This window comes from Dactylosporangium vinaceum (assembly GCF_019904175.1).
In the GTDB taxonomy this organism is placed as follows: Bacteria; Actinomycetota; Actinomycetes; order Mycobacteriales; family Micromonosporaceae; genus Dactylosporangium; species Dactylosporangium vinaceum.
The window spans coordinates 8,137,934-8,151,710 of the sequence record NZ_CP061913.1; the positions used below are offsets into that span (position 1 = coordinate 8,137,934).

General features: G+C 71.9%; 12 protein-coding genes. 9 read left to right on the forward strand and 3 right to left on the reverse strand.

All coding sequences use genetic code 11. The features are described 5' to 3' along the window. Nucleotides 1–143 precede the first annotated feature (143 nt). From Dvina_RS36535 to Dvina_RS36565, 7 genes are all read left to right on the forward strand, one after another. Entirely contained in the window at nt 144–899 is a 756-nt protein-coding gene (locus Dvina_RS36535; RefSeq protein WP_223093944.1) for an SAM-dependent methyltransferase, read from the forward strand. A gap of 18 nt (nt 900–917) precedes the next feature. Then, nucleotides 918–2,087, forward strand: coding sequence for a cytochrome P450 (locus Dvina_RS36540; protein WP_223093952.1), 1,170 nt, complete (start codon nt 918–920; stop codon nt 2,085–2,087). Between the two features lie 151 nt (nt 2,088–2,238). Next, nucleotides 2,239–3,879 carry a DUF4331 domain-containing protein gene (locus Dvina_RS36545; RefSeq protein WP_223093954.1) on the forward strand — a complete coding sequence of 547 codons (1,641 nt, stop codon included), beginning with the start codon at nt 2,239–2,241 and terminating at the stop codon, nt 3,877–3,879. A 32-nt stretch (nt 3,880–3,911) separates the two neighbouring features. Next, complete coding sequence (locus tag Dvina_RS36550) at nt 3,912–5,192, forward strand: tetratricopeptide repeat protein (protein WP_223093956.1); 1,281 nt, start codon at nt 3,912–3,914, stop codon at nt 5,190–5,192. Continuing rightward, nucleotides 5,189–6,703, forward strand: coding sequence for a nickel/cobalt transporter (locus Dvina_RS36555; RefSeq protein WP_223093958.1), 1,515 nt, complete (start codon nt 5,189–5,191; stop codon nt 6,701–6,703). The genes Dvina_RS36550 and Dvina_RS36555 overlap by 4 nt, the downstream gene beginning before the upstream one ends. 330 nt (nt 6,704–7,033) lie before the next feature. Continuing rightward, nucleotides 7,034–8,119 (forward strand): hypothetical protein, encoded by a 1,086-nt coding sequence (locus Dvina_RS36560; protein WP_223093959.1) that lies wholly within the window; start codon nt 7,034–7,036, stop codon nt 8,117–8,119. 69 nt (nt 8,120–8,188) lie between these two features. Beyond that, nucleotides 8,189–8,887, forward strand: a complete 699-nt coding sequence (locus Dvina_RS36565; protein ID WP_223093961.1) for a DUF5753 domain-containing protein — start codon at nt 8,189–8,191, stop codon at nt 8,885–8,887. 31 nt (nt 8,888–8,918) lie between these two features. Here Dvina_RS36565 and Dvina_RS36570 read toward each other — a convergent pair whose 3' ends face one another. Together Dvina_RS36570 and Dvina_RS36575 are read right to left on the reverse strand one after the other, a co-directional pair. Next, nucleotides 8,919–9,125 carry a DUF397 domain-containing protein gene (locus Dvina_RS36570; RefSeq protein ID WP_223093963.1) on the reverse strand — a complete coding sequence of 69 codons (207 nt, stop codon included), beginning with the start codon at nt 9,123–9,125 and terminating at the stop codon, nt 8,919–8,921. 36 nt (nt 9,126–9,161) lie between these two features. Continuing rightward, a complete protein-coding gene (locus Dvina_RS36575) occupies nt 9,162–9,980 on the reverse strand; it encodes a helix-turn-helix domain-containing protein (RefSeq protein WP_223093965.1) in 819 nt (272 codons plus the stop codon). 155 nt (nt 9,981–10,135) lie between these two features. Between Dvina_RS36575 and Dvina_RS36580 the strand changes: the two genes are divergently transcribed. Then, nucleotides 10,136–10,822, forward strand: a complete 687-nt coding sequence (locus Dvina_RS36580; RefSeq protein ID WP_223093967.1) for a Crp/Fnr family transcriptional regulator — start codon at nt 10,136–10,138, stop codon at nt 10,820–10,822. 11 nt (nt 10,823–10,833) lie between these two features. After that, nucleotides 10,834–11,016, forward strand: a complete 183-nt coding sequence (locus tag Dvina_RS36585) for a hypothetical protein (RefSeq protein WP_223093969.1) — start codon at nt 10,834–10,836, stop codon at nt 11,014–11,016. Between the two features lie 308 nt (nt 11,017–11,324). On the opposite strand, the gene Dvina_RS36590 is transcribed toward Dvina_RS36585, so the two are convergent. After that, nucleotides 11,325–13,730 carry an ATP-dependent Clp protease ATP-binding subunit gene (locus tag Dvina_RS36590; protein WP_223093971.1) on the reverse strand — a complete coding sequence of 802 codons (2,406 nt, stop codon included), beginning with the start codon at nt 13,728–13,730 and terminating at the stop codon, nt 11,325–11,327. Nucleotides 13,731–13,777: the final 47 nt, after the last annotated feature.

The following is a 13,777-nucleotide window of genomic DNA, read 5'->3' on the forward strand; positions in this document are numbered from 1 at the left end:
GTACCGCCACTGTCTGGACGGGACCGGCCGCACGGGGATACACGTCACCCGGCGGGGTGGGACTCTCCCCACCTTACAAGAAGTTTCCCCATGGCAAAAGCCAGGGGCCGCGGCCGTACCGCCCCAGGCCCTATCGTGACCGCATGACCATCGATACCGGGGTCCCGAACGTCGCGCGGATGTACGACTACTACCTCGGCGGCTACCACAACTTCGCGGTCGACCGCGAGGCCGCCGAGAAGATCCTCGCGATCTTCCCCGACACGCCGGCGGCCGCCCGCAGCAACCGGCGGTTCATGCAGCGCGCGGTGCGCCATCTGGCCGGCCGGGGCGTGCGGCAGTTCCTCGACATCGGCGCCGGCCTGCCGACGCAGGGCAACGTGCACGAGCACACGGACGGACGGGTCGTCTACGTCGACAACGACCCGGTCGCCATCGCGCAGGCCCGGACCCTGGTCGAGGCGGACGAGCGGGTGTCGGTGGCCCTCGCCGACCTGCGCGAGCCGGAGGCGCTGCTGGCCGACCCGCACGTGTCGGGGCACCTGGACCTGGCCGAGCCGGTCGCGCTGATGCTGGTCTCGATCATGCACTTCCTGCCCGACGAGGCCGACCCCTGGGACCTCGTCGCCCGGCTGCGCGACGCGGTGGCGCCCGGCAGCGCGATCGTCGTGTCGCATCTGACGCTCGACGGCGTCGACCTGGAGCCGGCGATGCAGGGCACCCAGGTGTACCGCCGGTCGAGCGCCCCGATCGTCCCGCGCACCCACGCCGACATCGAGCGCTTCTTCGCCGGCTTCGAGCTCGTCGACCCGGGGCTGGTATGGATCGGTGAATGGCACCCCATACCGGGCGAGGACGGTACCTCACACGGGTATGGAGGCGTGGGAATCAAGCCCTAGTGCGCAATACTCACCGTCATGATTGCGATGACGGAGAGTGCGTTCGGCGTCCGGTCCGCCTCGCCCGCGACGCTCGGCGGATCGCTCGCCGCGATCGGCCGCGACCGGCCGGTGGTCTTCGACGAGCTGATGGGCGCGCCGCTGGTCCTGCGGCACCGGGACGTGTCGGCGGCCCTGCGCGACACGGCGACGTTCAGCACGCGGTTCTACGGCATGGGGCCGATGAGCTCCGCGATGATCGCCCTCGACGGGCCCGAGCACGCCCGGCGGCGGCGCATCCACAACCGCTTCTTCAGCCCGGGCGCCACCGCGCAGTACGCCCGGATCGTCGAGCCGATCGCGCAGCAGACCTTCGGCTCACTGCCCGCGGCGCTCGACCTGGTCGGTGAGCGCATCGCCGCCTACCCCATGCGGGTGTTCATGGGCCTGCTCGGCGTCCCGGACGACCCCGGCGAGCAGGGCCTCACGTGGGTGCGCACCATCATGGCCTGGCTGGCCGCGCCGATGGACCCGAGCCTCGCCGGGCCCGGGGAAGCCGCGCTCGCGCAGCTGCAGGCCTACACGACGGCGCTCGTCGAGGCCGAGCGGGCCCGGCCCGGCGACAACCTGCTCGGCCAGATCGTCCAGGCCCACGTCGACGAGGGCGGGTACACCCCGGAGGCGGTGACTGTCGCGGTCATCTCCCTGCTCCTCGGCGGCTTCGAGACGACGGTGCAGCTGCTGACCGGCACGATCGCCGCATTGCTGCTGCACCCCGGCGTGCTGCGGGAGGTACAGGCGGAGTCGGCACTGCTCGATGCGGCGCTCGACGAGTCGCTGCGCTGGGCGGCGCCGACGGCCGGGCTGTATCGCCTGGTGCTGCGCGACACCGAGATCGCCGGGACGCCCGTCGCGGCCGGCGGCATGGTGTATCTCGCGATCGCCGGGGCGCACTTCGACGAGTCGGTCTATCCGGACCCGCACGAGTTCCGGCTCGACCGGCCGGGCCCGCACCTCGGCTTCGGCGTCGGCCCGCACTACTGCATCGGCGCGCCGCTGGCCCGCCTGGAGGCCCGCACCGCCCTGTCCGCCCTGTTCACGGGCGCACCCCGGCTGCGCCTCGACCCGTCGGCGCCACTCGATTTCCACTACAGCGCCCGCGGCTTCCCGCAGCACGGCGCCGACACGCTGCGGGTGCTCACGAACTGAAGGCCCAAGCAGCGGATTCGGTACCGCCGGTGCGCCGGACTGGTCGCTGACCGCAACTCGACACCCACCAGTCATCGACGCCACTCGCTCCGAAGTCCTCGCGCAGGCGGTCCGACAGCCCGGACCGCCACGATGTGGGAGGACCACACAGATGCGATTCGCTACCGTCCTGCGGGCCGGCGCCGCCACGGTGCTGGCCGGCGGTGTCGCGCTGGCCGGCCTGGGGCCCGTCGGCTCAGCGGCGTCGAGCCACCGGGAGGCCCCGCTCATCGCGGCCGACCCGGCGGTCGACAACACCGACCTCTACGCGTTCGCCAGCCCCGAGCGGGCCGGCTACGTCACGTTCATCGCCAACTGGCAGCCGTTCGAGGACCCGGACGGCGGCCCGAACTTCTTCCCGTTCGCGACCGACGCGGCGTACCTGATCAACGTCGACAGCGACGGCGACGCCAAGGCCGACGCCGTGTTCCGCTACACGTTCAGCAACGTCGACAAGCGCGGCGGCGACACCTTCCTCTACGCCAACGGCCCGGTCACGTCGCTCGACGACGAGAACCTGCTGTTCCGCCAGACCTACACCCTCGAGTCCTCGTTCCACGGTGAGCCGTGGAAGACGAGGGTCACCGGCGCGCCCGTCGCCCCGTCCCGGGTGGGCCGGGCGACGATGCCGGACTACGCGAAGCTGCGCGGCGACGCGAACAAGCGCCTCCCGGGCGGCTGGAACACGTTCGCCGGCCAGGCCGACGACCCGTTCTACCTGGATCTGCGAGTGTTCGACCTGCTCTACGGCGGTGACCTGAGCGAGGTCGGGCGCGACACGCTGCAGGGGTACAACGTCAACACCATCGCCCTGCAGGTCCCGTTCACCGATGTGGCGCTCAAGGGCGATCCGAAGCGCAACCCGGTCATCGGCGTGTGGACGACCACCGAGCGGGCCCGGACCAGGATCACCGGAAACTCGGCCGACAAGGCTGCCACCGGCGCCGCGGCCGACATCCGCACCGGCGAGCGGGTGCAGGTGTCCCGCCTCGGCAACCCGCTGGTGAACGAGGTCGTGGTGCCGGCCGCGCTCAAGGACGCGTTCAACTCGATAAGCCCCGACAAGGACGCCGGCATCCCGGCCGTCGTGGCCCGGGTGACCGATCCCGAGCTGCCCCGGCTCATCGAGGGCATCTACAAGGTCCCGGCGCCGCCCGCCCCGCGCAACGACCTGGTCGAGATCTTCCTGACCGGCATCACGACGAAGGCGAACGGCCCCATCAAGGCCGACCTGAACTCGCAGCTGAACAACGCCGACGTCGACCCGGCCGGCTTCAAGCCGTCGGAGATGCTGCGGCTCAACCTGGGCGTGCCGGTGACGGCGCGGCCGAACCGGCTCGGGGTGCTCGCCGGTGACCTGCAGGGCTTCCCGAACGGCCGCCGGCTCGCCGACGACGTCGTGGACATCTCGCTGCAGGCCGTCGAGGGCGCGGCCCAGACCGGCACGCTCGTCGACGCGCTGGCGGCCGGCGACAAGGTCGACGCGAACGACAGCGCATTCGGGGACTCGTTCCCGTACGTCGCGCTGCCCAACACCACGAAGGCGTCCTCGTCGTCCGCCCCGGGTGGCGCAGCGTCGTCGGCCGCGCCGGCGCCCGGCTCGGTCGGCGGCTCGGTCGACGCTAAGCCGTCGGCGTTCGAGTCCGGCTCCGGCATGACCGCGGTGGCGGCCGGCACCGCCGCCCTGGCCGCGGGGCTCGGCGCGACGCTGTTCGTCGGCTGGTGGCGGCGCCGCAACAACCCACTCTCCTGACCCGAGCCGCTTGCTGAAAGGAGGCGATCGCCGTGCGACTTCGCAGACTCATGACCGTGGCACTTGCCGCCGCGCTGCTGTTCGGGCTCGGCGCGCTCGTCGGGCGCACCCGCAGTACCACCGAAACCGCTTTTGGCAGTGCCGAACGGCCGGCCGCGAAACTTCCCGCGGCGATCGCCGCCTATCAGGACCGGCTCCGCAAGGTCCCCGGCGACTGGACCACCTGGGCCGCGCTCGGCTCGGCCTACCTCGAGCAGGCCCGGGCCACCGCCGACCCGTCCTACTACCCGAAGGCCTCCGGCGCGCTCGACAAGTCGCTGGAGGTGCGGCCGGGCAACGCCCTGGCGCTGGCCGGGCTCGGCGCGCTGGCCAACGCCCGCCACGACTTCGCCGCGGCCCGCGGACTGGCCCGGCAGGCGCTCGCCGCCGACCCGTACTCCGGCACCGCCTACGGCGTGCTCGCCGACGCCGCGACGCAGCTCGGGCTGGCGGCCGAGGCCACTGACGCGGTGCAGCACATGCTGGACCTGCAGCCGGGTCTCACGTCGTACTCCCGGGCCTCCTACGACCTGGAGCAGCACGGCCGGCGCACCGAGGCGATCGACCTCATGCGGCGGGCCCTCACCGCGGCGACGGAGCCGGCCGACATCGCGTTCTGCCATCAGCACCTGGCGTCGCTGGCGTGGGCGGCGGGTGACGTGGCCACCGCCTCCAGCGAGGTCGCGCTCGGCCTCGCCGCCGACGACACGGCCGCCGGCCTGTGGCAGCTGCGGTCCCGGGTCGACGCGGCGGCCGGCGACCTCGCCGCGGCACTTGCCGATCTGGACCGGGTCGTGGCCCGCACCCCGACCGTCGACGCGCTCGTCGAGCAGGCCCGCCTCCTGCAGGCGGCCGGCCGCGACCCGGCGCCGGCGCTGGCCCTCGCCGACGCCGCGCACACGCTGTTCGCCGCGAACGGCGGCACCGACGACCTCGGCGCGGCCGCCCTGGCGATGGCGGCCGGGCGGCCCGCGCAGGCCGTGCAGCTCGCCCTGCGGGAGTGGGACCGCCGGCAGTTCGCCGAGGTCGCCGACGCCGTGGCCTGGAGCCTGCACGCGGCCGGGCGGTCGGCGGAGGCGGTGCCGTACATCGGCAAGGCCGAGGCCCTGGGCCGGCTCGACCCGACTGTCGCGTTCCACCACGGGATGATCGCCCTCGGCGCCGGCGACCGGGTCACCGCGGCCCTGCAGCTACAGCTGGCGCTCTCCCTCAACCCGCACTTCAACCCGGTCGACGCCCCGATCGCCACGCAGACGCTGGCGGGTCTGCGATGAGGCGTCTCCTGCTGTTCGTGCTCATGTTCGCGGGGGTACTGCTGGTGCCGGCAACGGCCGCCGAAGCGCACCCGCTCGGCAACTTCTCGGTCAACCAGCTCGCGGCGCTGTCGTTCACCCCGTCCGACGTCACGGTGGCGGTGACTGTCGACTTCGCGGAGCTGCCGACCTTGCAAGAGTCGCTGGACGCCGCGGCGGAGTGCGACGCGTTCCGGTCGTCGTTCGCGGTGCGGGTCGACGGGTCGCCGCTGGCCTTCTCGGTGGCCTCGCCGTCGCTTGTGTACTCCCCCGGCTCCGGCGGCCTGCGCACCAGCCGCCTGACGTGCACGCTGGCGGCGCCGGCCCCACTTGACCGGCAGGTCTCCGTCGACGTGGCCACTCACTACCGCGACGACCGCGTGGGGTGGCGCGAGCTGACGGCGGTGGCCACGGGCGTGCACCTGGTGGACTCGCCGCTGCCGACCGGCTCGCGCACCGACGGTCTGCGCACGTATCCGGACGATCTGCTGAGCTCGCCGCCGGACGTACGGACCGCGCACCTGTCCGTGGCGCCCGGAGGGGCCTCGTCTCCGCCTGCTTCGCCGTCTTCGCCGTCCTCGCTGTCTTCACCGACTTCGCTGTCTTCGCTGCCTTGGTGGCTTTCGCGGGCGGACGCGGCGCTGCGGGGCTTCGTGGGGTCGCGGTCCTTGACGCCGTGGGTCGGCTTCCTGGCCGTGCTGTTGGCCCTGGTGCTGGGCGGCGCGCACGCCGCGCTGCCCGGCCACGGCAAGACGGTGATGGCCGCATACCTGGCCGGCCGGCAGGGGCGACCCCGCGATGCGCTGGCGGTGGGCGCGACGGTCACGCTGACGCACACGGGCGGCGTGCTGGCGCTGGGCCTGCTCCTGACCTCTGTCGCCGGCCTGGCGGGAGAGACGGTCCTGGCCTGGCTGGGCGTGGTGAGCGGTTTGCTGGTGGCGGCGGTGGGCGTGGGCATGCTACGAAACCGCCGCCTGACCACGGCCCACTCCCACGCGCATTCCCACTCGCACTCGCACTCGCACGGCTTTGCGGCGGACCGTTCCCACTCACACGATGACGGCTTTGCGGCGGGTCACTCCCACTCGCACGACCACGGCTCGGGGGCGGGCCACTCCCACTCGCACGACCACGGCTTTGCGGCGGGTCACTCGCACTCGCACGCGCCTGGGCGGCCGAGCCGCTGGGCGATCGTCGGCATGGGCGTGGCCGGCGGCCTGGTCCCGAGCCCGTCAGCGCTTGTCGTGCTCCTGGGCGCGATAAGCCTGGGTCGCACCTGGTTCGGCATCCTCCTGGTGCTGGCCTACGGCGCCGGCATGGCCGCCGTCCTCACCGCCGCCGGCCTCCTCCTGATCCGCATCCGCGATCGCTGGCGCCGGCCCACCCGCCTGCGCCTACCCGCACGCCTGGCCGCGTGGGCCCCGAACGGTACCGCCGCCCTGGTCCTGATCGTCGGCTCGGCCCTGGCCATCCGATCCCTGGTAACCCTCTGAGGACAGAAATACGCGAAGGCGGGGCAGGCGCACGGCAGCGGGGCCGGGTATTCTGTGGCCCAGGCAGTTGCGCCTGCCCGAGCCTGACCCGGCCGCCCACGCCGTCCGGGATGAAGGCCAAGAGGCAACGACTCAGCGCACCGATTCGGGCTGCCCTGTGTCCCCAGCCCGGCGGAAAGCCACCAACCGTCCGATCGGTGCGAGCGTGGGTAAACGCCGGAGGACCCCATGCCCGAGCAACCACCACACGCCAACCCCGAAGCCGCCGGCCCACTCCCGTCTCCCGGCATAGGAGGCAACCCCGCTCAGCCAGACACACCACGTGCCGACGTGCCACGCGCAGAGGCACCACCCGCGGACGCACGACTCGCGGACGCACCAACCGCCGACGCACCACCCGCGGACTCAGCACCCGCGGACGCACCGCACGCGGACGCACCGCCCCGGAGCGGCGCCGCGCAGCCGAGCTCCACTCCCCCATCGCCGCGCACCAAAGCGAAATCCCGCACCGGCCGCGACCGGGCCCGCCGCCGAGCGGTACGGGCCCACGCCGCCCAGACCGGCGTCGCCTACTCGATAGCCGCCCGCCAACTGGCTGCCGCCGCCCTGGCCCCCGGCGAGACGCTGGCCAACACGGGCCGGACCGTCTACCCCACAGCCCTGTCCCCGGGCCGCTGGACAATCCTGTCCCGCGAGCTTCGCTCCCCGGCCGACAAGCTCGCCGCCACCCGGACCGCCGCCAGAATCCCCACCGGCCGAGCCCGGCACCTGACCGACCGCTTCCCATCGGCCGAAGCCGCCGGCCACCTCTTCTACAGCGGCGACCTACGCCCAGAACTCCTGGCCATGGTCTACCTGGCGGTGGCACACGAATACCCGGGCCTGATCCCCTCCCCACTGGACCTGGCCTGGACCGCCGAGCTGGGCGAAGAAACCGCCGTGGACACCACCTGCGCCGACCTGGACAAAGCGGCCAGGACCCTGCTGAGCGACCACCCCGCCGCGAGGTGGAACCGCATAGACACCGCCCTCGAGGCAGCTCAGCACCACCAGGACCCCGCCACCAGGTACGCCGCCGACCTCCTCACCCTCGCCCACCGCCGCCTCTGCACCCCGACCGAGACGAGGACCGGCGACCCCCAAGTGGCCCCAGCCCCGTGGACGGGAGTCCGCCAGACCTTGGACGCCCTCCTGGTGGTAGCGGAAGACGGCCACGCCCCCGGCACCCGAGTCCGCGAACCCGGCACAACCCCCCACCGCGAGGGCACGATCCTGGGCGCCAACTGGCCCACCGTGGGCTCGCCCACGTCCTACGACATCGCGTACGACGACGACCCCACCACCCACACCGTCGCCCCCTCCGAGATAGTCGTCCTACGAGCCCAGGAGTCCGACGCCCCCGCCCTGGCCCTCTGAGCGCCACCCGGTAACCCATATGGCTACGCATCCACCAGAATCGGCCGCGGAAACAATCTCACCCGCCTCATGACATCGACACCCGTATTGATTGAGTGCGCTATAATCTCGTGGGTGGAGCATATCTCGACATCCGGGACCGGCTGGTGGAAAGCATTCGCGGACACCGTCCCGGACGGCTATCTGGCTCTGATCGAGGCCGAGGAAGAGGCCACCGAAATCGTGCATTTCCATCCGATGTTCGTGCCCGGCCTGCTGCAGACCGAGGCGTATGCGTCGGCGCTCACCGAATCGACGAGCCTCAAGGGCGTGACCCACGCCGACGTCGAGCGCCTGGTGCGCGTCCGGATGCTGCGGCAGAAGACGGCATTCCGTGCGGAGCGACCGCGGCGGCTGACGTTCGTGCTCGACGAGTCGTGCCTGCACCGGCCGGTCGGCGACCCGGGCGTCATGTGCGGCCAGCTGGAGCATCTGCTGGAGCTACACGGCCACCCGACGGTTTCGCTGACCGTCACGCCATTCGGGATCGGTCCGCACCCGGGGCTGCTCGGACCGTTCCTCGTGCTTGACTATCCGGACGGTGCCGACAGCGTGCTGTGCTTCGAGTGGCAGCAGGGCAACACGGTAGTCCGGGGACGCCCCGATCTGATCCAGCACTACCGCACCCTCGTCGAGCGGCTGACCCAGACGGACCCGACCGGCAGCGCAACCGAGGAGCTGCTGCGCTCGGCGCTGCGGCGGGCCGCGGCTCCGGTTGGCGGCAGCTGACCGTCACCAACCGGACGCAGTGGAAGGCGTTCTAATGCAAAGCGCCCGTGCGCACGGCGGCGACGAAGCCGCGCCAGGCCTCAGGCGAACAGGCGAGCACAGGTCCGCCCGGATCCTTCGAGTCTCGCACCCCGATCCCGATGGCCGGCAGTACAGCGAATTCGACACAGTTGGCCGTGTCGGAGCTGTAACTGCTCTTACGCCAGCGCACGAGACTCTCAATCCGCGCAAGATTCATCTTCCGGTATTCCCTCCTATGGTTTCCGACCCCTTACTAAGGGGTGGCGGCGAAAATTTCAGCCGATTCTTGGGCACTCAGGGCCAGCTCTTGCAGCGCCGCAAAGCATGCGCGGTACCGGTGCACTTCATCCGGAAGGTGACGAAGCACGCCGCCGGTCAAACCATCACAGAAAACGTGCGGCGGAGTTGCAGCGGCGGCGGCGAAGTCCAGGATCGCGAATTGTCCTGTCACCGCGGGGTGCGCACCGACCGCGAGCGGTAGTACGCGAATCGTGGTGGACGGCCGCTCGACGAATTCACCTAGGCGAATCATCTGCCGACGCATGATGTCGGCGCTACCGACCGGCCGGCGCAGCACGGCCTCATCGATGATCACGTCGAGGGCGACGGGGCTGGTGAACACGGCCTGCCGCTGCAGGCGGAGCGACAGCCGCTCCTCCGCGAGCTCCGGCTCGGGCTCTGGCGTCGCGTCGATCACGGCCGCGGCATACTCGGGTATCTGCAGCAGGCCGGGCACGACCGCTGCCGCATACATAGAGATCCGTTCGGCGGTGCGCTCCAGTGTGGCGTACTCCCCATAGGCGGCCGGCACGGCGGCGCCCGCAGACCCGGCCGCCGGATCACCGGCCAGGAGGGCCGTCAGCCTCGACCGGATGGTGTCGTCGGCGCCGTAGAGGTCGAGCAGCGCCGCCAGGTCGGCGCTCATGACTCGCGACTTCGCGTTCTCGATGCGGCTCAGCTTGCTGGCGTTCCACCCCAGCTCATGAGCTACTTCGCGGGCTCGGCGTCCCCGGGCTTCCCGGATTTGCCGCAGCTGCGCGCTGACCTCCTGCGACGGCTCGGTGCCGGACATCCGCTCACAGTAACTCAGATTGCGCAAGATTCCGCAACATTGCTGCCAATCGGCAATCTTGCGCGTTAACCGACTTCGTTGCGCAATGGATACAGCACGTTGCGCATCCTGGAGCCCGCCGGGATGGCACGGCGGCCGCTGCCCGGGAGGTCGCGATGGAACCGCTACCCGATCCGACGTACTGGGATGATCTGACGACCGGCGCACAGGCAGCCCTCCTCGCGGCCGGCGAGATTGTCCGCATAGCTCCGCGCCGCCCGGTCCTGACTCCGGCAACCGAGCCGGGCGAGGTGTTCATCATCCGCCAGGGCCTGGTGAAGATCGTCGCCCGAGCCGGGTCCAAACAGGTGGTACTCGCGCTGCGCGGGCCCGGAGACATTCTGGGCGAGTCGGCCTGCCTCGACCGTAGGCCAGGCTCGTCCAGCGCGCTGGCAATCGGCTGGGTCGAGGTGCACCGCGTCACCCGGGAGCCGTTCGCCGACATCCTCGACCGTCATCCGGTCGTCCGCGACCAGATGGTGAAGACGGCCACGGCCCGGGCCCGGGAGAGCGGCCGTGACCGGGTGGCCGCCGCCACCATGAACGTGGCGCAGCGGCTGGCCCGTGTGCTGCTGAAGATCGCGCTGCGCTACGGGCTCCCATCCGACGACGGCGGCGTGACGATTCCCCGGCTGCCCGTGCCTGACCTCGCCGCGTACGTCGGCGGCGGCACCAGCTCGGTGGCCCGCGTGATCAAGAACTGGCGGGATCGCAGCATCCTCGCCACCAATCCGTACTCGATGACCGTCCACCGCCCAGACGACCTGCATCGCATCGTCGGCGCCGATGCGCCACCCTCATGAAGGAGCCCGCCGTGTCCAGACGACCTACCGAACCAGCCCCGGCTGAGCCCGGCCGGAGGCTTCCACTGCGCTGGGCGTTCATTCTCGGTGTCGCCGCTTTCGCCGGTGTCGCCGCCGAGTCCGTGGGCGGGCCGGCCGCCGGCATCACGGCCGGCGCGATCATCGCCGGGCTGTTGCATGCGGTGCTGGACTGACCGGCCAAGCTCAGCACATCGTCCCGCCACACCCGCCGCGCGGCCGGCTCTCCTCCCGCTCCCGGCCGGCCGCCCAGCGACGACAGCCGGGCCACGGCGATCAGCTCGTCGGCGTACGGGGCCCGCCCTCCGCCGACCAGCTGCCGACAAACGAGATCCAGCCGGTGCCGACCGGCCCGGCGGCCGTCCACAACACGGCGAAGACCAGACCGAAGCTCCAACCAACACTCGTCCCACGGGAACTGCCAGACCAGGTTTCCGAGGTCGCGGCGAAGCTCAAGCCGCATCCTTGGGCGCCGGGGATGGCCCTATGCGGGAACCCGGGCAGGCTCCGCGGTCGTAGTGAAGGTCAGGCCGTGCTCCCCGATGTCGACGATCACTGTTGTGCCTGGGGTCAGGGTGCCGTCCAGGAGGAGGGTGGAGAGTTCCGTCTCCAGGTCTCGCTGGACGGCTCGGCGCAGGGGGCGGGCGCCCAGCTTCGGGTCGGTGCCGGAGGTGGCCAGGTGGAGGCGGGCGGTGTCGGTGACTGTCAGGGTGATGCCGCGGGCGTCCAGTTCGAGGGTGACGCGGGTCAGGTGGTGGTCGACTATTGCCAGCAGTTGCTGCGTTGTCAGTGGGTGGAAGACCAGGACCTCGTCGATGCGGTTCAGGAACTCGGGGCGGAAGTGGCGGTCCAGGTCTCGGGCCACGGCTGTCGTCGCCGGCGCCTGCGGGTCGGTGGTGCGGCCGGCCACGTCGGTGGCGAAGGCCGGGCGAGTCGCGGTGGAAGCCGGCGAGGTCGCGGTGGTGGAGGCCGGAGAAGTCGTGGTCAGGGCCTGCGTGGTGGTGAAGGCCGGGGGCGTCATGGTGAAGCCGGCCGGCGTGGTGGCGGTGCCCAGGTTGGTGGTCAGGATGACGATCGTGTGGCGGAAGTCGGTGCGGCGGCCCTGGGCGTCGGTCAGATGGCCGTCCTCCAGGATCTGCAGCAGGGTGTTGAAGACGTCGGGGTGGGCCTTCTCGATCTCGTCGAACAGGATGACCGAGAAGGGGCGGCGGCGGACCCGTTCGGTGAGGTGGCCGCCCTCGTCGTGGCCCACGTAGCCGGGCGGGGCGCCGATCAGGCGGGCGACGGTGTGGTGGTCGTGGTACTCCGACATGTCCAGCTGGATCAGCGCGTCCTCGGTGCCGAAGAGGTGCTCGGCCAGGGCCTTGGCCAGGGACGACTTCCCGACGCCGGAGGGGCCCGCGAAGATGAAGCTCGCCGTCGGGCGCTTCGGGTCGGACAGGCCCGTGCGGGCCCGGCGGATCGCCGCGGCGACCGCGCGCACCGCGTGGGCCTGGCCCACCACCCGGCGGTGCAGGGAGGACTCCAGGGCCAGCAGGCGGGTCGCCTCGTCGGCCGACAGCTCGCCCACCGGAATGCCGGTCCAGGCGGCCAGGACCTCGGCGATGTGCCCGCGGTCGACCAGGGAAGCCGGGGAGGCCGGGGCGTCCGGGGAGGCCGGGGAGGAGCCGGACGCGGCGAGCGCGGCCAGCGCGGCCCGCGCCCCCGACTCGTCGAGCAGGTCGATGGCCTTGTCCGGCAGGCGGCGGTCGGGCACGTAGCGGTCGGACAGGGTGACGGCGGCGGTCAGGGCGTCGTCGGTGTAGGTGACGCCGTGGTGCGACTCGTAGCCGGCGCGCAGGCCGTGCAGGATGGAGATCGACTCCGGTACCGTCGGCGCCTCCACCACCACCGCCTGGAACCGGCGGTCCAGGGCTCCGTCGCGGGTGATGTATCGGCGGTACTCCTCCGTCGTCGTCGCGCCGATCGTCTGCAGCTCCCCCCGGGCCAGCAGCGGCTTCAGCAGGGAGGCGGCGTCGATGGCGCCCTCCGCGGCCCCGGCGCCGACCAGGGTGTGGATCTCGTCGATGAAGAGGATGACGTCGCCCCGCGTGCGGATCTCCTTGATGACCTTGCGCAGGCGCTCCTCGAAGTCGCCCCGGTAACGGGAGCCGGCCACCAGCGAGCCCAGGTCCAGGGAGTAGACGCTGCGGCCGGCCAGCGACGGCGGGACCTCGCCGGCCGCGATGCGCTGGGCCAAGCCCTCGACGACGGCCGTCTTGCCCACGCCGGGGTCGCCAGTCAGGATCGGGTTGTTCTTGCGGCGGCACGTGAGGATCTGCACGACCCGCTCGATCTCGACGGCGCGGCCGATCACCGGGTCCAGTGCGCCGTTGCGGGCGTCGGCCGTCAGGTCGTGGCCGAATTGGTCGAGGGTCGGCGACGCAGCGGGCGCGGCCGGGGCGGCCGCCGACGGGTGCCCGGTCAGGCCGTCCATGATCTGGGCCCGCAGCGCGTTGGGAGCGGCGCCCAGGCGGATCATGACCTGGGCCGCCGTGCCCTCGCCGTCGCGGATCAGGCCGAGCAGGATGTGCTCGGTGCAGACGTGGTTGTGGCCCAGCCGCAGCGACTCGCGCAGTGCCAGCTCCAGGATCTTCTTGGCCCGCGGGGTGAACGGGATGTGGGCGACCGGGGCGACCGAGCCCAGCCCGACGATCTCCTCGACCTCGCGGCGGGCCGCCTCCAGGGTGACGCCCAGGCCGCGCAGGGCGGCCGCGGCCACGCCGTCGCCCTCCATGAGCAGGCCGAGCAGCAGGTGCTCGGAGCCGAGGTAGTTGTGGTTGAGGGTGCGGGCGGACTCCTGGGCCATCAGGACGACCCGGCGGGCCCGGTCCGTGAAACGCTCGAACACAGCGACGCCTTCCCGGGCGGGCGACGATCCGCACCCGCCCTCGCACG